Here is a 21416-nt window from a genome sequence, read left to right on the forward strand (position 1 = left end):
CTGATGAAAACCCGCGACTGGCCGATCCGCTCGAAGCTGACCGCGTTGGTCGTCGCGCCGGTGACCGCGCTCCTGGCGCTGTGGATCTTCGCGACCACGCTGACCTTCGGTCCCGCCCTGAACCTTCTCTCCGCCCGCACCCTGTTGTACGACCTGGGTCGCCCCGGCGAGACGGTGGTCACCGAGCTGCAACGGGAACGCCGACTCTCGGTGGTGCAGCTCGCCGGCGATACCGAGTTGCCCGCCCTCGCCGAGCAGCGCGGGCGCACTGACCGGGCGGTCGCCGAGCTGCGCCGCCGGGTGGACGGGGAACCGCTGCGCGACGCCGCCGACGACCTGCTGGAAACCCGGGTCGACCAGCTGGTCAACTCCCTGGCGGCGCTACCCGACGGGCGGAGGTTCATCGACGAGCGCAAGGTGGACCGGGCCGGTGCGATCGGCCTCTACAGCGGCATGGTCGCCGCGGCCTTCCAGGCGTTCGCCGGCATGGCGACCCTCACCGACCCGGACATCAACCGGCAGGCGCTGGCGCTCACCGCCCTGGGTCGCTCCCGGGAACTGCTGGGCCAGAGCGACGCGCTGCTGGCCGGCGCGCTGACCGCCGGACGGTTCGCCGAGGGGGAGCACACGCAGCTCGTCCAGGCCATCGGCAACCAACGGTGGCTCACCGAGAGCGCCGTGGCAGACCTGCCCGAGAGCAGCCGGGTCGCGTACCAGCGGTTGACCGAGAGCGAGGCGTTCACCCGGCTGCGCAGCATGCAGGACGCCCTGGTCGTGCCCAACCGGTCCGGTCGGCCGACTGTCGACGCCGCGGCCTGGCAGGCCAGCCAGGACGCGGTACAGCAACAGTTGCGGGACTTCGAACTGTCCGAGGCCGACGCTCTCGCCGACCGTTCCGTGCCGATGGCGGTTCGCATCCTGGTGCGGCTGGCCGCCGCCGGCGTACTCGGGCTCGTCGCAGTCGTCGTCTCGGTGCTGGTGGCGCTGCGGGTCGGCCGCACCCTGGTCCGCAGGCTCAGCGGCGTCCGCACCGCAGCGCTGGAGCTGGCCGAGCACCGGCTGCCCGACGTGGTCGCCCGGCTGCGCCGTGGCGAGCAGGTCGACGTCGCCCGGGAGGCACCGCCACTGGAGTACGGCCACGACGAGATCGGCGAGGTCGGGCGCGCCTTCACCGAGGTGCAGCGCACCGCCGTCCAGGCCGCGGTGGACGAGGTCACCCTGCGTCGCGGGCTCAACGAGGTCTTCCTCAACATCGCCCGACGCAGCCAGAGCCTGGTGCACCGTCAGTTGCACCTGCTGGACCGGATGGAGCGGCGTAGCGAGGACCCGGACGAGCTGGCCGAGCTGTTCCAGGTCGACCACCTGGCCACCCGGCTGCGCCGGCACGCCGAGGATCTGGTCATCCTGGCCGGCTCCGCGCCCGGTCGGGGTTGGCGGAACCCGGTCGCGATGGTCGACGTGATCCGTGGCGCGATCTCCGAGGTCGAGGCGTACGAACGGGTGGACGTCAAGGCCGTGCAGCCGGCCGGCGTGCTGGGGCGGGCAGTCGGCGACGTCATCCACCTGCTCGCCGAGCTGTTCGAGAACGCCACCGCCTTCTCCCCGCCGGACACCCGGGTCACCGTCACCGGCGCGCAGGTCGCCGACGGGTACGCCCTGGAGATCACCGATCAGGGGCTGGGCATGTCCGCCGCGGCACTGGAGACCGCCAACACCCGACTGGCCAGCTCGCCCGAGTTCGACCCGGCGCAGAGCGCCCGACTCGGCCTGTTCGTGGTGGCCCGGCTGGCGGCCCGGCACGGCGTAAGGGTGCTGTTGCGCCCATCCGGGGAGGGGGGCGTGACCGCCGTGGTGCTGGTCCCCGGCGACCTGGTCACCACCGAGCCGCCGGCCGGCCCCGACCCTGCCACGCTCGACACCGCGTCGGCCGACCCGAGCCGGCGGCTGGCCCGGACGGCGCGCCGGGGCGCCGTGACCCGCCCCCGTACCCGCCCGCCGACGGCCCCGTCCGCCAGCACGGCCCCGCCCGCCGGAGCGCCGACCTCTACCGTCGCACCCGCCGAGGGTTCGGCCACCCCCGACGAGCCGGACGACGAGCTGGATGGTCTGCCCCGCCGGGTGCGACGTCGTACCCCCGCCGCCCAGCCCCGCTCGACCGTTACCGACACGCCGTCGCCCCGCTCGCCGGAGGAGGTCCGCCAGGTGATGGCGGCGCTCCAGGCCGGCACGGCGCGCGGACGCGCCACCGCCATCACCCCGCCAGCGTCGACCGGCCCGGCGGCACCGACCGGCCCGGCGGCACCGACCGGCCCGGAGTCGACCGGCCCGGCGGTCCAGGCGGCCCCCACCGACCCGCCGACGACCCCCGAACCCCCGACCGCGACTGAGAGGGACGCCTAGTGCCGCATTCGACGAAGCAGAGCGCCGGCCTGGACTGGTTGCTCGACGAACTGGTGCAACGGGTACCCGCCGCCCGCGAGGCGGTGGTGCTCTCCGCCGACGGCCTGCTGCTCGGCTGCTCGGCCGAGCTGGAGCGCTCCGACGCCGAGCACCTCTGTGCGCTCGCCGCCGGCTTCTCCAGCCTCGCCCGAGGCGCCAGCCGGCACGTGGACGGCGGCCCGGTCCGGCAGACAGTGGTGGAGATGGAGGAGGCGTACCTCTTCGTCACCGCCGCCGGGCAGGGTGCCTGCCTGGCCGTGGTGAGCGACGCCGACGCGGACATCGGGCTGGTCGCGTACGAGATGGCGATGCTGGTGATCCGCGTGGGGGAGAGCCTCGCCGCGCCGGCCCGATCGGCGGCGGGTGCCGGAGATGCGGACTGAACCGCCCGGGCCGCAGCACGAGTGGCTGGACGGTGAAGCCGGCCCGGTGATGCGCCCGTACACCCTCACCGGAGGCCGAGTACGCCCCGCCGTCGACGGATTCAACCTGGTCGCGTTCGTGTTGGCCGGTTCGGACGTCGACGCGACACGCCAATCGCATCTGCTGCCGGAGCATCGACGGCTGGTCACGTTGGCCCACCGGCCGGTGTCGGTGGCCGAACTGGCAGCCGAGCTGGACCTCGCGGTCGGCGTGGTCCGGGTACTGCTCGGTGATCTCCTCGCCGAGGGCCTGGTCGCGGTGCACGAGCCGCCGGCCGCCGGCATCCTTCCCGACGACGACATCCTCAAGGCGGTGGTCAGTGGACTCCGTGCGCTATGACCAGGTGGGCACCAGCACCACCATCCCGCTGGCACTGAAGATCCTCATCGCGGGAGGCTTCGGAGCTGGCAAGACGACCTTGGTGAGCGCCCTGAGCGAGGTCCGTCCGTTGCAGACCGAGGAGGTGCTCACCGGTGCCGGGATCGGCACCGACGACCTCTCCGGCGTGGAGGGCAAGTCCACCACCACTGTGGCGATGGACTTCGGCCGCATCACCATCAACGAGGACCTTCAGGTCTACCTGTTCGGCACGCCGGGCCAGGACCGGTTCTGGTTCCTCTGGGACGAGCTGGCCTTCGGCGCGCTCGGTGCCGTGGTGCTCGCCGACACCCGGCGGTTGGCCGACTGCTTCCCCTCCATCGACTACTTCGAGCAGCGGGGAATCCCGTTCGTGGTGGGCGTGAACTGTTTCGACGACTCCCGCCGGTTCAACCTGGAGACCGTACGCCGAGCGCTCGACCTGGACCCGGACGTACCGATGGTGCTCTGCGACGCCCGGGACCGGCAGTCCGGGAAGATGGTTTTGATCTCTCTGGTGGAGCACGTCGCCCGACAGCGCGGTGAGCCGGTGCCGGCGGCCTGAGATCCGGGCCGAAAAGCCGGTTAACGGGCGGGCAACGCGGGCAGCCTCTGGTTGGATCAACGAAGGTTGCCGGCGGAGGAGTTGGGCGTGAGCGGTCAGGGTGAGGTCGTCCACATCGGGGGTTACACCGCGCAGAGCGGCGGGCGGGGCAGCGGCATCGTCGCCGCGCGTCGCGACCCGAGGACCGGGGCGCTGACCCCGCTCGGCACTGTGGCGGTCACCCCGTCCCCCTCCTTCCTGGTGCGGCACCCCACCCAGCCGGTGCTGTACGCGGTCAACGAGCTGACGGACGGCGAGATCAGCGCCTGGCAGGTCGGTGCGGACGGCGCGTTGGACCCGCTCGGCAGTCGGTCGACCGGCGGCGCGGAGCCCTGCCACCTCGCGGTGCTGCCCGGTGGCGGTCACCTGCTGGCGGCCAACTACGGCAGCGGCAGCATCGCGGTCTTCCCGCTCGACCCGCAGGGCGTGCCCGGCGAGCGCACCGACCTGGTGGTGCACGAGGGGCACGGCCCCGACCCGGAGCGCCAGGACCACGCCCACGCCCACATGGTCTCGCCCGGTGCGGGCCAAGGGCCGATCTTCGGCGTGGATCTCGGCACCGACTCGGTCTACCGGTACGACCTGGACGAGGCGACCGGACGACTGGTGCCGCGCGCGCCCCGGATGCGTACGAAGCCCGGCACCGGCCCCCGGCACCTGGCCCGGCACCCGGACGGACGGCGCTGCTACGTCGTCGGTGAGCTGGACGCCTCGGTCACCGCCTACGAGCTGACCGACGACGGCGCGTTGCACCAGCGCGGGCGGGTCGAGGCGAGCGGGCGCGCCGGTCACGTCCAGCCATCGGAGGTAGCGGTCGCCCCGGACGGCCGGTTCCTCTACGTCGCCAACCGTGGGGTGGGGACGCTGGCGGTCTTCGCAGTGGCAGGGGAGTTGCCCGAGCTGGTGGCCGAAGTGGACACCGGAGGGGAGTGGCCCCGGCACTTCGCCCTCATCGGGGAGCACCTCTACGTCGCCGACGAGCGGGCGGACATGGTGCGGGTGTTCCGTCGCGACGCCGACACCGGCGTCCTGGAGGCGGCCGGCGAGCCGGTGCCGGTGCCGAGCCCGACGTGCGTCCTGCCCTGAACGCTCGCTAAATAGACGTGAGGGTGGCACTGGTTTGGCAACGCCGCGAGGCTGCCTCGTCACTCTGTGTTGCAAAAAAGTGGTCAACTGTTTCTCCTCCGTAACTTTAGTCCGAACGGATGTGGCAGAGACGGCACCTAGTACGCAAGATGGTCACCGTGTCAGCAGGCCGCCATCGCATGCGTTCGAAACTCCACCTAGCCGCCGCCGCAGCAACGGCGGGTGTGCTCGTCGTGACGACGGGCGCGTGGTTCGGTTACCAGGAGTTGATCCAGCCCAGCTGCTCGGGAGAGATCCGACTAGCCGTGGCGGTCGCCTCCGAACTCGCGCCAGCGGTGGACGCTGCCGCGTCCCAGTGGGTGAAGGACGGCGCGGCGGTGGGCCCGACCTGCATCCGCGTCGACGTGTCCGCGTCCGACCCGGTCGACGTCGCGGCCGTGGTGGCGGCCAAGCACGGGGCCCTGCTGGCCGGTGTGGGGCAGGCCAGTGGCACCGCCGTCAGCCCGGATGTCTGGGTGCCCGACTCCTCGACCTGGCTGCTGCGGCTGAAGAAGGACGCGACGGCGTTCGCTCCGACCAACGGCCAGTCCATCGCGCGTAGCCCGATCGTCGTCGCGATGCCCGAGCCGATCGCCACCCGACTGGGCTGGCCGGACAAGAAGTTCAACTGGACCGACCTGCTCAAGCAGGTCAACAACACCAGCTCTCCGCTGCGGACCGGGATCGTCGAGCCGACCCGCGACGCTGCGGGCCTGTCCGGTCTGCTCTCGCTGACCGCCGCGGCGAACGGTGCCGGCGGCGACGCCCAGCGCAACACCGTCGGGGCGCTCCGCGCACTGGCCACCGGGCGTTCCTCGCTCCGCAACGACCTGCTGGCCCGCTTCCCCACGGCCAACGACTCGACGTCCATCGCGAGCGGTCTCGGCGCGGCGGCTCTGTCCGAAGAAGACGTGATCGCGTACAACAGTAAGAAGCCGCCGGTGCCGCTGGCCGCGCTCTACATGGAGCCGGCGCCGATGCCGCTGGACTACCCGTACGCGGTGCTGCCCGGCATCGAACCGAGCAAGGCGTCGGCGGCCAAGGTGCTGTACGAGCTGCTCACCAGCCCGAACTTCCGCAACCGGCTCGCCGCGCAGTCGCTGCGCGCGCCGGACGGCAACTGGGGAGATGGTTTCAAGGCGCCACAGGGTGCTCCGAGCCCGTCCGGCGGCGCGCCGACCGCACCGGCGAACGGTGGCACCGCGGCGGGTGGCCTCGACCCGGCCGCCATCCAGCGGGTCGTCTCCAGCTGGTCGATCGCCACCCAGTCCGGTCGGATGCTCGCCGTCATCGACGTCTCCGGCTCGATGAAGGAACCGGTGCCCAGCGCCAACAACCGCAGCCGGGAAGAGGTCACCGTCGACGCGGCCCGTCGCGGCCTCGGCCTCTTCGACGACTCCTGGTCGATCGGCCTGTGGACCTTCTCCACCAAGCTCGTCGGCAACCGGGACTACCGCGAGCTGGTCCCGATCGGGCCGCTCTCCGGTCAGCGGGCCCAGTTGGAGGGCGCCCTCGCCACCGTCAAGCCTTCCAGCGGTGACACCGGCCTCTACGACACCATGCTGGCCGCCTACCAGGCGGTGCAGGAAAACTGGCAGCCCGGCCGGGTCAACTCGATCGTGCTGTTCACCGACGGCAAGAACGAGGACGACAACGGCCTCAACCAGCAGCAGCTGCTCGGCAAGCTCAAGCAGATCGCCGACCCGGAGCGGCCGGTCCAGGTCATCATGATCGGTATCGGCGAGGGCGTCAGCAAGGCAGAGCTGGAGTCGATCACCAAGGTGACCGGTGGCGACGTCTTCGTCACGAAGGACCCGAGCGAGATCGGCAGCATCTTCCTCAGCGCCATCGCACGGCGTCCGCCAGCGCCGCGCTGATCCGACGCTCAGACGTCCAGGGGCCTGCCGTACCGTCAATTCGGTGTGGCAGGCCCCTTTTCGGCCACCAGGTTGTTGAAGAAAAGTGACGGCAATACGTCGGAAGCAATCGGCAGTCATAGTTGTCAAGGCAGGATGTCGACTGTTCCGGCATAGTCGGTCCGCCTCCGGACCGACCCGTCGGCCGGGGCCATCCTGTACAGAGTGGGAGGGCCGGTGAGCGTGGCGACACTGTTGACCCCCGCCACGTCGGCGGAGCCGGACGATCGACGCGCCGGGCTGGTGGCGCGCGCCGACGAACGGTCCTACGTCCGGGTTCTGGTGGTGCTGGACACCACCATCCTCATCATCGCGTTGCTGATCGGGTACGTCGCCCGTTTCGGTGACGACGAGCCGACCGGCTCGGAAATCCCGTACGTGCTGGTCGCCCCCGGGTTGGTGCTGGCCTGGCTGATCTCGCTCAAGGCGCTCGGCTGCTACGACGACCGGGTGATCGGCTACGGGGCGGACGAGTACCGGCGGGTCAGCTCAGCCAGCCTGCGCCTGGCCGGGGCGATCGCCATCATCGGCTACATCGCCGATGTCGGCGTCTCCCGGGGTTTCCTGGGCATCTCCTTCGCTGTGGGCACCGTCGGGCTGGAGGTGGCGCGGTTCGCCGCCCGTAAGCGGCTGCACCGGGCCCGCTCGCTGGGTGCCGGCTGGTCCCGCAAGGTGCTGGTGGTCGGCGACACCGCTCACGTGTTGGAGTTGGTCCACACGCTGCGCCGCGAGCCGTACGCCGGCTACCAGGTGGTGGGCGCCTGCATCCCGGACGCGCTGCTCGCGCCGGTGGCGCAGCGGCTGGGTGACGTGCCGGTGGTGGGGTCCTTCCGGGGCATCCCGGAGGCCGCCACCGCGATCGGCGCGGACACGGTCGCGGTGACCGCCTCCGGTGAGCTGACCGCGGCCCGGCTGCGCCGCCTCGGCTGGCAGTTGGAGGGGACCGGCATCGACCTGGTCGTGGCACCCGCGCTGACCGACGTCGCCGGCCCGCGCATCCACACCCGCCCGGTCGCCGGCCTGCCGCTGATCCACGTCGAGGCGCCCGAGTTCCGCGGGGTGCGCAAGCTGGTGAAGGGTTTCGTCGACCGGTCCGTCTCGTCGTTGGCGCTGGCGGTGCTGCTGCCGCTGATCGCGTTCATCGCGCTGGCCATCAAACTGGACAGCCGGGGCCCGGTGCTGTTCCGGCAGGTCCGGGTCGGTCGGGGCGGGCAGGAGTTCGGCGTGTTCAAGTTCCGCACCATGGTGGTGAACGCGGACGCGCTGCTCGCCGAGCTGACCGCGCGCAACGAGACCGATGGCCTGATGTTCAAGATGCGCCAGGACCCCCGGGTGACCCGCGTCGGCCGGCTGCTGCGCAAATGGTCACTGGACGAGCTGCCGCAGCTGGTCAACGTGTTGCTGGGGCAGATGAGCCTGGTCGGGCCCCGCCCGCCGCTGCCCTCGGAGGTGGCCCGTTACGACGGTGACGTGGCCCGACGGCTGCTGGTCAAGCCCGGCATGACCGGCCTGTGGCAGGTCAGTGGCCGCTCCGACCTGAGCTGGGAGGACGGCATCCGGCTGGACCTCTACTACGTGGAGAACTGGTCCCTCGCCGCCGACCTCACCATCCTCTGGAAGACCTTCGGCGCGGTGCTGAACGGCCGCGGCGCCTACTGACCACCGGTCACGGCTGCGGGCCGGTCCAGTCCAGGCAGACGACCACCGCGTCGTCGACCAGGTCACCCGACACGAACGCGCGCAGATCACCGATCAGCGACCGGACGGCGTCCAGGGGGGCCATCGGCCCGGTCCGGCGCAAGAACCGGTCCAGCGCCGTCTCGCCGTAGCGCATGTGCTGACCGGTGGCCTCCACCACCCCGTCGCTGACCACGAAGACCCGGTCGCCGCGCTGCAGCGGGAACTTCTGCTCGTGGTAGTCGGTCGCCTCGAACATGCCCAGCGGGAACTGCGCCTCCAGTGGCTGTTCGGTGACGTCCCCGTCGCGGAGCAGGACCAGCCGGGGTGAGCCGGCGTCCACCACTGTCATCATCCCGGAGCGCAGGTCCAACTCCATCAGCAATGCGGAGAGGTGCTGCTCGCCCCGGTACAGGTCGTAGATGGCCTGGTCGGCGAGGGCGGCCTGGTCGGCCAGGCTCAGCCCGGCCCGACGCGCGTTGCGCAGCGCGTGAGTGGCCAGCGAGGTGAGCAGGGACGCGGCCACGCCCTCACCGGTGCCGTTGATTGTCGACAACCAGAGCCGTTCCCCGTCGTCGGACCAGTCGAAGCTGTCGCCGCGCACCGCGTACGCCGGCTCCAACTGCCCGGCCAGGCTGAACGAGGGTCGGATGCGGCTGCGGCCGGGGAGCAGGTCCCACTGCATCTCGGCGGCCAGGGTGAGGCGTTGGGTGCGCTTGGCCGCCAGATAGACGTCGGTGCCGGCGGAGACGGCCGCCACCTCGTGGGCGAGCGCGGTGGCGACCTCGGCCAGCGCGGCGACGACGTCCCGGTCGTCCGGAACGGGTGACAGGCGCAGCACCCCTCGACGTTCGCCTCGCATGGTGACCGGGATCCAGGCAGTGCCGTCGGCCAGTATCGGCGACTGGTGGTCGAAGGCGCGCCAGGCCGGGTGCCCGGGGCTGGTGATCGACTCGTCGTCGCCGAGTGGCAGCAGCTCCGCGATCCGGTAGTCGACCTGGTAGAGCTCGACGTCGGTGATCCCGTACGACTGGGCGAGCACGTCCCCGATGCCACCGACGAGCCGGTCAGCTGGTGTCTCGTTCAGGGCACGTCGTGCCCGATCGACCGGTTCGCTCATCGTCAGTCCTTCACTGAAAGCTCGACCACCAGGAGGTTCGGAGTACTCTCGGGCCACCATGGCCGAACTGAACCGTCCGACGGACCCTGAGACGAGTATGGCTGCCGCGCTGGATACGGCAGCCGCTGCCCTGCTGGGCATCTGGGAGTCTGCCCGGGAAGGGACCGCCAACCGCGTGTCCGGCGCTCAGTTGCGCGCGGTGATGGTGGTGGAGCAGTACGACGGTATCAACCTGCGTCGGCTCGCCACCCGACTCGACATGCTGCTCAGCTCCGCCAGCCGTCTCTGCGACCGGCTGGTCGCCGCCGGCATGCTGGAGCGTGAGCCGGGCCGCTTCGACCGGCGGGAGATCTCGCTGCACCTCACCCCGGAGGCTCGCCGGCTCGTCGCCGAGCTGCGGGCCGACCGTCAGGGCCAACTCGCCGCCGTGCTGGCCGGGATGAGCCGGGAGGGCCGCGACGCGCTGCTGCGCGGAATGCGGGAGTTCGACGAGACCGCCCGCCGCCAGCAGGCGGAGGACACGTCGACACCGGACGAGCCGCCGGGCCAGGGGGACTGGCCGGACGGCCCGGACCGGCCAGGTGGGCGGTCGGGGGACTGGGCGGGCGATTCGGCTCGGCAGACCCGAACGGGGTGGACGGGTTCGTCGGGCGGTCCGGAACGATCGGTCGGCAGCACCAGGGAGTGGCCGGGCGGCAGCCCGCCGGTGGCGCGTACCGCCTGATCGAGCCGGCGGGCGGTCGCCCGTCGGTCAGGCCGAGGCGCCGACGGCCAGCATCGCGATGTCGTCGTGGGCCTGCCCGCCCGCCCAGTCGTCGACAGCGCGGAGCACCCGCTCGATCAGCGCCGCCGGCGGTTGCCCGGCCTCCGCCACGAGCGCGGCCCGCAGCCGGGCCTCGCCGAACATCGCCGCGTCGCGGGGGTCGCGCGCCCCGGTCACCCCATCGGTGTACGCGAGCAGCAGATCGCCCGGATCGAGGTGCACCCGGCTCTCGGCGAAGCGTGCGGCCGTCAGCGCCCCCACCGGCATGCCACCGACCGGGACCGGGGTGACGGTGCCGTCGGCGGTGACCAGCAGTGGCGCCGGATGACCCCCGCCGGCGACGCGAAGGTCCAGCCCGGTCGGCCCCCGGTCCAGGGAACCGAGCAACAGGGTGGTGAACTGGCTGCGCCGTGCCGCGTCCGGCGCGTCGAACAGCGCCTGGTTGAGCAGGTGGATCAGCTCCAGGGGGCGGTGCTCCACCAGCCGCAGCGTCTGCAACGACTGGCGGACCCGGCCGGTCAGCACCGCCGCGCCCACACCCTTGCCGCACACGTCGCCGAGCGCGAACAGGGCGCCGCGCGGGTGCGGAAACACCTCGTAGAAGTCGCCGCCGATGCGGAGGGTGTCGCCCGCTGCCCGGTAACCGCCGGCCAGGCTCACGCCGGGCACGACGGGCAGCTCGGGCGGAAGCAGACTGGTTTGCAGCACCCGGGCCAGGTGAGCCTGCTCGCCGTGCAGGTCGGCGGTGGCCAGCGCGGCACCCGCGCGGGTGGCGAACTCCCGGGCCAGCTCCACGTCGCGCCGGTCGAAGCCGGCCCGCCCGGACCGACGGATGAGCAGCAGCGCACCGGCCGACCCGCTGGCGCTGAGAAGCGGGCTGACCAGCACCATGCCCGGGGGGCCGAACCCGGGCGGCAGCAGGTCGGCCAGGTCGGTGATCGGGGCCGGCTCGCCGTCGGCGTACCGGATCCATCGGGGGTGCGGCTCGGCCGGCGCTGTCGGTCGGGGCAGTGCGACGGCGACGTCGGCGAGGTAGGGAACGGCGAGCGTGGTGGTGGCCAGGAGGACCTGGTCGCGGTGCAGGGCCAGCGCCAGCCGACTGCCGGCCTGGGCGAGGAACGCGGTGCGGGAGCGTTCGACCAGCAGGGCGTCGGTGCGGGCGTGCTCCTCGGTGACGTCGCGGACGTACCACGCCCACCGGGAGCCGGCGAGTTGCCGTCGGACGCCGCGCAGTCGCCGGCCGTGGTGGTCGGCGTCGAAGTGGTCAGCGCCGCCGGCGACAGCCCGGGCCAGTGCCGCCACCGAACACCCGGCCAGCTCGGTGCCGGCGTCGATCTCCGGGATCAACTCGGCAGCCATGGCGTTGACCAGGGTGACCCGACCGGCCTCGTCCGTCGTCAGCACGGCCTCGGCGAGCCCGTCGAGCAACTCCCGGGCCAACCGCTCGTCGGCCGGCAACGGGGTGCCGCCGGGTCGCTGAGTCGTGGTCACCGCCGGACGCCGGCTCGCGTCTGACGACGTGTGCGCATGCTGCTTCTCGACTCCTCACCGGGGATCGTTGCCTGATAGCAAGGGTACCGATTCCCCCCGACAGCGATGCACGGCGCGGGTGGCGATCAGCCGGCGCGGGCCAGCCAGCCGGCGGGCTGAGCGACGATCCGGCGGGCCACCGAGCCGGCGGCGCCTACCGCGGCGGCCTCCGCGCCGAGCGTCGACGGGCGGACCGTGACCGGCGACCAGGCCGCGGTGAGCACCCGGGCACCGATCTCGGCGAGGACCGGGGGGCACAGCCAGGGCGCGAGCGCCGCGTAACCGCCACCGAGCACCACGGTGTCCAGGTCGAGCAGATTGACGACGCCGGCCACCGCGACGCCGAGTGCCGTTCCGGCGTCGCGCAGCGCCCGCAGCGCGTCGGCGTCGCCGGCCTCGGCCAACTCGGCCAACCGGGCCGTCGCCGTGTCTGCGGGAAGCTCCGCCCGGGCCAGCCCGGCGGCGGCCACGATCGCCTCCTGACCGGCGTACTGCTCCAGGCAGCCCTGCCCGCCGCAGCGGCACGGACGGCCCTCGGGGTGCACGGGAAGGTGCCCGATCTCGCCACTCCACCCGCGTACGCCGCGAAACAGCGCGCCGTCCAGCACGATGCCGGCACCGATGCCCACCTCGCCCGAGATGTGCAGGAAGCTGGACGTGCCGGTGGGCTGCGAGTGCAGCTCGCCGAGCGCCGCGAGGTTGGCCTCGTTGTCCACCACCAGTGCGGGGATGCCGGGCACCTGTTCGATCAGCGGAGGGTGCTCGGCGAGCAGCGCCGGCACCGGCACGTCATGCCAGCCGAGGTTCGGCGCGAGCCGGACCAGCCCGGCGTCGTCCACCAGGCCGGGCACCGCCAGGGCGGCCCCGACCAGGGTGAGGCCGCGCTGGGCGGCGTCCTCGCGGGCTGCCCCGGCCATCTCGACAAGGCGGGCCAGGGCGTCGGCGGGGGCCACCGGGCGCAGGTCGGCCCGGTGTACGGTGCGGTGCCGGACCTGGCCGGCGAGGTCCACCACGCAGACCGCCAGGTAGTCCACGTTGACCTCCAGCCCGAGCCCGGCCGGCCCCTGATCGGCCAGGACCAGTCCGCGCGCCGGGCGGCCGGCACCCGAGCGGGGCGCGGGGTCGGACTCACTGACCAGCCGGCCGGCGAGCAGGTCCTCGACTACCGCGGACACGGTGGCTCTGGTCAGGCCGGTAGCGGTCGCCAGGTCGGCCCGGGAGGGAGGTCGGTCGGCCGTGGCGATCCGGCCGAGGACCAGGGCGAGGTTGAGCTCGCGCAGGCTGCCCTGACGGACAGCGCCGGCAGGGGCGTGGGTGAGGCTCACCCCTTGACAGTGCCATAGGGTGGGCAAATAATTCAATCGCTGAACAAATAGCGGACAACACCACCCCGGAGGTTGCTCATGGCACCCCGTCCCACCCCCGCCGACAAGTTCTCCTTCGGGCTCTGGACCGTGGGCTGGCAGGCCCGCGACCCGTTCGGTGACGCCACCCGTCCCGAGCTCGACGCGGTCGAGGCAGTGCACCGGCTCGCCGAGCTGGGCGCGTACGGCATCACCTTCCACGACGACGACCTGATCCCGTTCGGCGTCGACGCGGCCACCCGGGACCAGCACATCGCCCGGTTCCGCAAGGCCCTCGACGAGACCGGCCTGGTGGTGCCGATGGTCACCACCAACCTCTTCACCCACCCGATCTTCAAGGACGGCGGCTTCACCAGCAACGACCGCGACGTCCGCCGGTACGCGCTGCGCAAGGTGCTGCGTCAGGTCGACCTGGCCGCCGAGCTGGGTGCCAGCACCTTCGTCATGTGGGGTGGCCGCGAGGGCTCCGAGTACGACCTCGCCAAGGACGTCCAGGCCGCCCTGGACCGCTACCGCGAGGCCGTCAACCTGCTCACCCAGTACTCCATCGACAAGGGTTACAACCTGCGGTTCGCCCTGGAGCCCAAGCCCAACGAGCCGCGCGGCGACATCCTGCTGCCCACCATCGGGCACGCGCTCGGCTTCATCTCGCAGCTGGAGCACCCCGAGCTGGTCGGCCTCAACCCGGAGGTCGGCCACGAGCAGATGGCCGGGCTCAACTACGCCCACGGCATCGCCCAGGCGCTCTGGCAGGGCAAGCTGTTCCACCTGGACCTCAACGGCCAGCGCGGCATCAAGTACGACCAGGACCTGGTCTTCGGCCACGGTGACCTGATGAACGCGTTCGCCCTGGTGGACCTCCTGGAAAACGGCGGCCCCAACGGCGGTCCGGCCTACGACGGCCCCCGGCACTTCGACTACAAGCCGTCCCGCACCGAGGACATGGACGGCGTGTGGGCCTCCGCGGCGGCCAACATGAGCACCTACCTGCTGCTCAAGGAGCGGGCAGCGGCGTTCCGCGCCGACCCCGAGGTGGTCGAGGCGCTCGCCGCCAGCAAGGTCGGCGAGCTGAGCACGCCGACGCTCAACGACGGCGAGGGCTACGAGGAGCTCCTTGCCGACCGGTCCGCGTTCGAGGACGTCGACGTCGACGCGGTGGCCGCCCGGGGCTTCGCCTTCGTCCGGCTCAACCAGCTCGCCGTCGAGCACCTGCTCGGCGCCCGCTGAGGCCCCGCCATGCCGTTGGTCGCGGGCGTCGACTCGTCCACCCAGTCCTGCAAGGTGGTGATCCGGGACGCGGAGACCGGCGCCCTGCTCCGGCAGGGCCGGGCACCGCACCCGGACGGCACGGAGGTCGACCCGGAAGCCTGGTGGCAGGCGCTGCGTAGCGCCGCCGACCAGGCCGGCGGGTTGGCCGACGTGGCGGCGATCTCCGTCGCCGGCCAGCAGCACGGCATGGTGTGTCTCGACGAGGACGGCCGGGTGGTCCGCCCGGCGCTGCTGTGGAACGACACCCGGTCCGCCGACGCCGCCGCCGACCTCATCGAGGAGGTCGGCGGCGGCTCGGTCGGGAAGAGGTTCTGGGCGGAGGCCACCGGCAGCGTTCCGGTGGCCAGCTTCACCCTCACCAAGCTGCGCTGGCTGGCCACCCACGAGCCGGAGCGGGCAGCCCAGGTGGCGGCCGTCTGCCTGCCGCACGACTGGCTGACCTGGCGGCTCGCCGGAGCACCGGGGCTGGACGCGCTGCGGACCGACCGGGGTGATGCCAGCGGCACCAGCTACTGGTCGCCGGCCACCGGGCAGTACCGGCTGGACCTGCTGGAGCGGGGCTTCGGCCGGCGGTTGGTGCTGCCCGAGGTGCTCGGTCCGGCGGATTCGGCGGGAAAGCTGTCCGACGTACTGGGTGGGCCGGGCGGTGCCCTGCTCGGTGCGGGCACCGGGGACAACGCCGCCGCCGCGCTCGGTGTCGGCGCCGGGCCCGGTGACGTGATCGTCTCGATCGGCACCTCCGGCACAGTGTTCAGCGTCGCCGACGTGCCCGCCGCTGACGAGAGCGGTGCGGTGGCGGGCTTCGCCGACGCGTCCGGGCGCTTCCTGCCGCTGGTCGCCACGCTCAACGCGGCCCGGGTGCTGGACGCCGCCGCGGCGATGCTCGGCGTCACCCTGGACGAGCTGGCCGAGCTGGCGCTCTCCGCGCCAGCCGGGGCGGACGGGCTGGTCATGGTGCCCTACCTGGAGGGTGAGCGGACGCCGAACCGACCGCTCGCCACCGGTGCGGTGCACGGCCTGACCCTGCGTACGTCGACCCCCGCGCACCTGGCGCGGGCCGCCGTGGAGGGCATGCTCTGCGCGCTCGCCGACGGGTTGGACGCGCTGACCGCGCAGGGCGCGACCGCTCGCCGGGTCATCCTGATCGGCGGTGGGGCCCGGTCGGCCGCGGTGCGGCAGATCGCCCCGCAGGTCTTCGGCTGCCCGGTCGTCGTCCCGCCGGCCGGGGAGTACGTCGCCGACGGTGCCGCCCGCCAGGCCGCCTGGGTCGCCCTGGGCGGCGACGCGCCGCCGGTCTGGGCGGTCGAGGGCACCGAGGAGTACGCCGCGGCGGCTGTCCCCGCGGTGCGCGACCAGTACGCCGCGGCCCGCGGGTTGGTGCTCGACCGGCGCTGACCGTCGGGATCGACGCGCGGGTGGGTGCCGGTCGACGGTGACCGGCACCCACCCGCGTGACGACCTCCTGCGCGCGGTCTGGTTGGCTGCCGGTCATGACGGTGACCAGTGGCGGGCCCGCCGTGCGCCCGCACGGTCGGGGCGGTGGGCGGGCGCACCGGTTGTACAGCGTGGTGGTGTTCGTGCTGCTCGCCTCGCTGGACAACGTGGCGATCGGGCTGGTCCCCCCGCTGTACGGCCCGATCTCCGACGCGTTCGACGTGTCCGGTCGGCTGCTCGGCGTGGTCACCGCGGTCAGCTTCCTGGTCAGCGCGGTCGCGGCGGTCGGCTGGGCGTACGTCGGTGACCACACCAACCGTAAACCGCTGCTCATGGTGGGCACCCTGCTCTGGGCGGCGGGCACCGGCGGCAGCGCACTCGCCGGCGGCTACCTGACGTTCCTGGCCGCGCAACTGGTCGCGGCGGTCGGTCTCGGCGCGGTCGGCTCGGTGGGCTTCTCCGTGGTGACCGACCTGATCTCGCCGACCCGACGCGGGCTGGTGATGAGCTTCTGGGGCCTCTCCCAGGGGGTCGGCACCCTCGCGGGCACTCTCCTCGGCGGGCTGCTCGGGGCTGCCGACTGGCGTCGGCCGTTCCTGCTGTTGACCGGCGTCGGCCTCGTCGCCACGGTGGCCTACCTGTTCACGTACGACGTCCGGCGTGGCCAGAGTGAGCCGGAACTGGCCGGCAGGTTGGACGCCGGCGCCGAGTACGACTACCGGATCAGCCGCGCCGACCTGCCGCGCATCCTGGCCCGGCGGACCAACCGGTGGCTGATCCTGCAGGGCCTGACCGCGCAGGCCGCGTTCGGTTCGTTGGTCTGGCTGCCGGTGCTGTTCGCCGAACGGGCCGAGGCCCAGGGCTACTCCACGTCGACAGCTGTGGTGGTGGGCAGCGTCTTCGCCACCCTGTTCCAGCTCGGTGGGGTGCTGTCCATCGTGGGCGGGCTGATCGGTGACGCCGTGCAACGGCGTACCCCGCGAGGGCGGGCACTCGTCGCCTCGATCGGCATCCTCGCCGCGCTGCCGTTCTACCTGGTGTTGTTCTTCGTGCCGGTGACCATCGACGTGCCGGACGGCGCGAGCGGCGGCGCGGTGGTGGGTGCGGTACTGGCCAGTGTGTTCACCGAGCCGTCGGTAGGGCTGAGCCTGCTCACCGCCGTCGTGGCGCTCGCGTTGACGTCGGCCAACTCGCCGAACTGGTTCGCGTTGATCGCCGACGTCAACCCACCGGAGCACCGGGGCACTGTCTACAGCCTGGGCAACCTGGTGAACGGGGTCGGTCGCGCCGCCGGGAACGGGCTGGTCGGGGTGGCCTTCCAGGCGCTGCGAGTGGCGTTCCCGCCACCGCTGAACTTCGCCGTCGGGCTGGCCGCGTTCCAGCTCTTCTTCATCCCGACGGGGGTCATGTACTGGCTCGCCTCGCGAACCTCACCGGCGGACATCGACAACGTGCGCGACCTGCTGCACACCCGGGCCGACCGCCTCTGACCGCCGACCTACTCTCCCTGATCCGCGCAACATCAGGGAAAGTGCTGCCTTGAGCGAGCGTGAGGGGCCAACATCCCTGATCTTGCGCGGATCTTGGCCCCTCACGGCATGCGGATCAGCCTCGCAGCCAGACGGTGACGTCGGCCGGGAGCGCACCGTCGTCGTCCAGGGGCGCGCTGGCGGCGAGCACCTCGGCGTTGGCCGGCACCGGCACCGGGGCGGCACCGAAGTTGGTCAGCACGGTCAGCTCGCCGTTGCGGAAGCTCAGCACCTCGTCGCCCGAGGACAACCACTCCAGGGTGCCGCGACCCAGCCCGTGTGCACGGCGCAACCGCAATGCCGTGCGGTACAGCTCGTACGTCGAACCGGGCACGTCGCGCTGGCGGTCCAGCGCGTACTCCGCCCAGAGCGCGGGCTGCGGCAACCAGCTCGCGTCGGTCGGCCCGAAGCCGTACGACGGGGCGTCGGCCTCCCACGGGATCGGCACCCGGCAGCCGTCCCGGCCGCGCTGGGTGTGCCCGCTGCGGGCCCAGGTCGGGTCCTGCCGGGCCTCGTCGGGCAGTGTGGTGTGCTCGGGCAGCCCCAGCTCCTCACCCTGGTAGAGGTACGCCGAGCCGGGCAGCGCCAGCATCAGCAGGGTGGCCGCCCGGGCCCGGCGCAGACCGAGTGCGGCGTCCGGCTGCGGGTCGCCGATGCCGATGCCGTTGGGGCGTACGGTGCCGATCGGCAGACCGAGCCGGGAGGCGTGCCGCACCACGTCGTGGTTGGACAGCACCCAGGTGGTGGGCGCGCCGACCGAGTCGGTCGCCTCCAACGAACGGGTGATCACCGCGTACTGGGCCGGTGCGCTCCACGCGGCGAGCAGGTACTCGAAGTTGAACGCCTGGTGCATCTCGTCCGGGCGGACGTAGCGGGCCAGCCGCTCGGCCGGTTCCACCCATGCCTCGGCGACCAGCACCCGCTCGCCGGGGTAGCTGTCCAACACCTGCCGCCACTGCCGGTAGATCTCGTGCACGCCGTCCTGGTCCCACATCGGCGGGCGGGGCTTGTCGATCTCGTTGCCGGAGAGGATCTCCTGCGGCTCCTGCCAGTCGGCCAGGTCGGCCTGCTTGATGAGGCCGTGCGCCACGTCGACCCGGAAGCCGTCCACCCCGCGGTCCAACCAGAAGCGCAGCACGTCCAGGAACTCCGCGTGCACCTCCGGGTTGTCCCAGTTGAGATCCGGCTGCCCGGTGTCGAACAGGTGCAGGTACCACTGGCCGGGCTGTCCGTCGGCGTCGACCGTCCGGGTCCAGGCCGGGCCACCGAAGACGCTCTGCCAGTCGTTCGGCGGCTGGTCGCCGGCCGGGCCACGGCCGTCCCGGAAGACGTACCGCGACCGTTCCGCGCTGCCGGGCGCGGCCGGCAGCGCGGCCTGGAACCAGCGGTGCGCCGACGAGGTGTGGTTCGGAACCAGGTCGACAATCACCCGCAGGTTACGGGCCCGGGCCTCGGCGATCAGCTTGTCCGCGTCGGCGAGGGTGCCGAACAGCGGGTCGATGTCGCGGTAGTCGGCCACGTCGTAGCCGGCGTCGGCCTGCGGCGAGGGGTAGAAGGGGGAGAGCCACACCGCGTCAACGCCCAGCTCGACCAGGTGGTCGAGGCGGGCGGTGATGCCGGGCAGGTCACCGATTCCGTCCCCGTCCGAGTCGGCGAACGAGCGGGGGTAGATCTGGTAGATGGCGGCCTCGGTCCACCAGCCGGTGGCCGGGGGACCGGAGGGGATCTGCTGCGTCGAGTCGGTGTTCAGGGTCGTCTCCCGTGTTGCGGTGTGTGGACTTCAGTGTGCCCGGGGTGGTGCTGTCGAATCCCGGACCACCAACCGGGTGGGCAGGACCACCGGAGTGTCGCAACCGGCACCCCGTTGACTGACGATGGGCCCCGGAGGTCGGGTCCCGAGCGGGTCGAGCAACATCTGGGCGGCCAGCCGGCCCTGCTCGGCAGCGGGCTGGGCGACGGTGCTGAGCCCGAGCACACCGGCCAGGTCGTGGTCGTCGATGCCGACCACGCTGACGTCCTGCGGCACCCGCAGCCCGACGTCGCGCAGGGCGGTCATCGCGCCCATCGCCATCTCGTCGCAGGCGGCGACGATCGCTGTCGGTGGCTCGCCGCGGGCCAGCAACTCGGCGGTGGCCCGGTTGCCACCGTCGATGGTGAAGGTGGACTCGATGTCCAGGGTGGGGTCGGGTCGCAGGCCGGCGGAGCGCAGCGCCGCCTGGTAACCCCGGCGTCGGTCGAGGTGGGTGGTGAAGGCCAACTCGTCGTCCGGGTCGCCGGAGATGTGGGCGATCCGGTGATGGCCGAGGTCGATCAGATGCTTGGTCGCGACCCGTGCGGCCGCCACGTCGTCGATCCGTACGCACGGCCAGTTGGGCACCCTGCTGCCCGAGCTGATGGTGACGCCGGGCAGTTCCAGCGTGGCCAGCGCGGTCAGGTCGGCCGGACGCAGCGGTGTGGCGACCAGCATCATGGCGTCCACCCGCTTGTGCAGGTTGGCCGTCCGCAGGACCCGCTGGCGGACCTGCTCCCGGCCGCCCAGGTTGTAGAGCAGCAGGTCGTAGCCGGACTGGTGGAGGTACTCCTCGACCGCCTCGACGACAGTGCTGAAGAACCAGCGGGTGATCCGGGGGACCACCACCGCTACCGTGCCGGTCCGGCCCCCGGCGAGCCGGGACGCGCTCGGCGAGACCTCGTAGTCGAGTTGCTCGGCGGCGGCGAGCACCCGCCGCCGGGTGGCGGCCGAGACCGTCGGTAGTCCGCGCAGCGCCCGCGAGACGGTGGCCGTGGAGACTCCGGCCAGCCGGGCCACATCATCGATCCTCGTCACGGTTTCCCCCGCTCGGTGCCCGGAGCGCCCGCCGCCGCCCGAGGGGCCAGGCGGCGGCGGGCGCGCGGGTCAACCCTTGACGCTGCCGGCGAGCAGACCTCGCACGAAGAAGCGCTGCAGGGACAGGAACACGATGAGGGGTACGACGATGCTGACGAACGCACCGGCGGTGAGGCGCTGCCACTCGTTGCCCCGGGTACCGGCCATCTCGGCGAGCCGGACGGTCAGCGGAGCGGTCTCGTCACCGCCGCCCGCGAAGATCAGCGCGACCAGCAGGTCGTTCCAGACCCAGAGGAACTGGAAGATGCCGAATGCCGCCAGCGCCGGGGTGATCAGCGGCAGCACGATGGTGCGGAAGATCTTCGGGTGGGTGGCCCCGTCGACCCGGGCCGCCTCCATCAGGTCCCCCGGCAGTTGCGAGATGAAGTTGTGCAGCAGGAAGACGGCGAACGGAAGCGCGAAGCAGGTGTGGGCGAACCACACCTGGGCGAACTTCTGCTCGTCGACCAGGTCCCAGGCCGGCATCAGGGTGACGCCGCCGAGGCTGACCCCGGTGGAGAAGAACCTCAGCAGCGGCACCAGGGCCATCTGCAACGGCACGATCTGCAACGCGAAGATCGCGATGTAGACCCAGTCCCGGCCGCGGAAGTTGATCCACGCCAGCGCGTACGCGGCGAGGCACGCGAAGGCGAGCGGGAAGAGCACCGACGGGATGGTGATCGCCAGCGAGTTGATGAAGGAACCGGCGAGCTGCCCGGAGGACGACGAGCGCCCGAACAGGACCTGCTCGTAGTTCTCGAAGGTGAACTGCGGGTTGGTGAAGGCCGTCCACCAGCCGGTGGTCTTGATCTCGTCCTCCGGGCGGAGGGACGAGACGAGCAACCCGAAGGTCGGGATGGTCCAGACCACCGCGATGACGATCGAGACGAGCGTCGCGGTGCGGCTGTTCAACCGCTTGCGGACCCGGCCGGCCGTGGTGGTCGGGGTGCCGTCGGTCTTCTGGGTCCCGGCGGCGACGGTGGGCGTTGCGGTGGTCATC

At 72.2% G+C, this 21416-nt stretch carries 17 protein-coding genes; 11 read left to right on the top strand and 6 right to left on the bottom strand.

The annotated features are described in order from the left end of the window. The first annotated feature begins 3 nt into the window (after window positions 1-3). The 7 genes from ACLQ3F_RS21095 to ACLQ3F_RS21125 all read left to right on the top strand — a co-directional run bounded on the left by ACLQ3F_RS21095 (window position 4) and on the right by ACLQ3F_RS21125 (window position 8523). Window positions 4-2400 (top strand): nitrate- and nitrite sensing domain-containing protein, encoded by a 2397-nt coding sequence (locus ACLQ3F_RS21095; protein WP_425850944.1) that lies wholly within the window; start codon window positions 4-6, stop codon window positions 2398-2400. Then, window positions 2400-2822: a roadblock/LC7 domain-containing protein gene (locus ACLQ3F_RS21100; protein WP_357204255.1), complete on the top strand. Its 423-nt coding sequence runs from the start codon at window positions 2400-2402 to the stop codon at window positions 2820-2822. Before ACLQ3F_RS21095 ends, ACLQ3F_RS21100 begins: the two co-directional genes overlap by 1 nt. Beyond that, window positions 2812-3201, top strand: coding sequence for a DUF742 domain-containing protein (locus ACLQ3F_RS21105; RefSeq protein WP_357204257.1), 390 nt, complete (start codon window positions 2812-2814; stop codon window positions 3199-3201). The genes ACLQ3F_RS21100 and ACLQ3F_RS21105 overlap by 11 nt, the downstream gene beginning before the upstream one ends. Then, a complete protein-coding gene (locus tag ACLQ3F_RS21110; RefSeq protein ID WP_355008977.1) occupies window positions 3182-3784 on the top strand; it encodes a GTP-binding protein in 603 nt (200 codons plus the stop codon). Before ACLQ3F_RS21105 ends, ACLQ3F_RS21110 begins: the two co-directional genes overlap by 20 nt. Window positions 3785-3871: 87 nt before the next feature. Continuing rightward, window positions 3872-4909 carry a lactonase family protein gene (locus ACLQ3F_RS21115; protein WP_425850945.1) on the top strand — a complete coding sequence of 346 codons (1038 nt, stop codon included), beginning with the start codon at window positions 3872-3874 and terminating at the stop codon, window positions 4907-4909. A gap of 158 nt (window positions 4910-5067) precedes the next feature. Continuing rightward, entirely contained in the window at window positions 5068-6825 is a 1758-nt protein-coding gene (locus ACLQ3F_RS21120) for a substrate-binding domain-containing protein (protein ID WP_357204262.1), read from the top strand. Window positions 6826-7041: 216 nt separating this feature from the next. After that, window positions 7042-8523: a sugar transferase gene (locus tag ACLQ3F_RS21125; RefSeq protein ID WP_387354612.1), complete on the top strand. Its 1482-nt coding sequence runs from the start codon at window positions 7042-7044 to the stop codon at window positions 8521-8523. A gap of 7 nt (window positions 8524-8530) precedes the next feature. Here the strand turns inward: ACLQ3F_RS21125 and ACLQ3F_RS21130 are convergent, their stop codons facing one another. After that, complete coding sequence (locus ACLQ3F_RS21130; protein WP_425850946.1) at window positions 8531-9661, bottom strand: PP2C family protein-serine/threonine phosphatase; 1131 nt, start codon at window positions 9659-9661, stop codon at window positions 8531-8533. A 97-nt stretch (window positions 9662-9758) separates the two neighbouring features. Here ACLQ3F_RS21130 and ACLQ3F_RS21135 point away from each other — a divergent pair, with 97 nt between their 5' ends. Beyond that, window positions 9759-10385, top strand: coding sequence for a MarR family winged helix-turn-helix transcriptional regulator (locus tag ACLQ3F_RS21135; RefSeq protein WP_425850948.1), 627 nt, complete (start codon window positions 9759-9761; stop codon window positions 10383-10385). Window positions 10386-10412: 27 nt separating this feature from the next. Here ACLQ3F_RS21135 and ACLQ3F_RS21140 read toward each other — a convergent pair whose 3' ends face one another. Beyond that, complete coding sequence (locus tag ACLQ3F_RS21140) at window positions 10413-11915, bottom strand: PP2C family protein-serine/threonine phosphatase (RefSeq protein ID WP_425850950.1); 1503 nt, start codon at window positions 11913-11915, stop codon at window positions 10413-10415. Window positions 11916-12040: 125 nt separating this feature from the next. Beyond that, a complete protein-coding gene (locus ACLQ3F_RS21145; protein ID WP_357204270.1) occupies window positions 12041-13279 on the bottom strand; it encodes an ROK family transcriptional regulator in 1239 nt (412 codons plus the stop codon). A 78-nt stretch (window positions 13280-13357) separates the two neighbouring features. On the opposite strand from ACLQ3F_RS21145, the gene xylA reads away from it, so the two are divergent. The 3 genes from xylA (at window position 13358) to ACLQ3F_RS21160 (ending at window position 17511) form a co-directional block, all read left to right on the top strand. Further along, on the top strand, window positions 13358-14545 hold the full coding sequence (gene xylA / locus ACLQ3F_RS21150) for a xylose isomerase (protein ID WP_357204272.1): 1188 nt from the start codon (window positions 13358-13360) through the stop codon (window positions 14543-14545). A gap of 9 nt (window positions 14546-14554) precedes the next feature. Next, window positions 14555-15982 carry a xylulokinase gene (xylB, locus tag ACLQ3F_RS21155; protein ID WP_425850952.1) on the top strand — a complete coding sequence of 476 codons (1428 nt, stop codon included), beginning with the start codon at window positions 14555-14557 and terminating at the stop codon, window positions 15980-15982. 95 nt (window positions 15983-16077) lie between these two features. After that, entirely contained in the window at window positions 16078-17511 is a 1434-nt protein-coding gene (locus ACLQ3F_RS21160; protein ID WP_425850953.1) for an MFS transporter, read from the top strand. Window positions 17512-17626: 115 nt separating this feature from the next. Here the strand turns inward: ACLQ3F_RS21160 and ACLQ3F_RS21165 are convergent, their stop codons facing one another. The 3 genes from ACLQ3F_RS21165 to ACLQ3F_RS21175 all read right to left on the bottom strand — a co-directional run bounded on the left by ACLQ3F_RS21165 (window position 17627) and on the right by ACLQ3F_RS21175 (window position 21415). After that, window positions 17627-19300 carry a glycoside hydrolase family 13 protein gene (locus tag ACLQ3F_RS21165; RefSeq protein ID WP_425851051.1) on the bottom strand — a complete coding sequence of 558 codons (1674 nt, stop codon included), beginning with the start codon at window positions 19298-19300 and terminating at the stop codon, window positions 17627-17629. A 30-nt stretch (window positions 19301-19330) separates the two neighbouring features. Continuing rightward, window positions 19331-20377: a LacI family DNA-binding transcriptional regulator gene (locus ACLQ3F_RS21170; RefSeq protein WP_425850954.1), complete on the bottom strand. Its 1047-nt coding sequence runs from the start codon at window positions 20375-20377 to the stop codon at window positions 19331-19333. A gap of 69 nt (window positions 20378-20446) precedes the next feature. Beyond that, the gene (locus tag ACLQ3F_RS21175; RefSeq protein ID WP_357208069.1) at window positions 20447-21415 is read right to left on the bottom strand and encodes a carbohydrate ABC transporter permease; all 969 of its coding nucleotides are present in this window, start codon (window positions 21413-21415) and stop codon (window positions 20447-20449) included. Window position 21416 lies beyond the last annotated feature (1 nt).

It is taken from the genome of Micromonospora sp. DT15 (assembly GCF_049841475.1).
In the GTDB taxonomy this organism is placed as follows: Bacteria; Actinomycetota; Actinomycetes; order Mycobacteriales; family Micromonosporaceae; genus Micromonospora.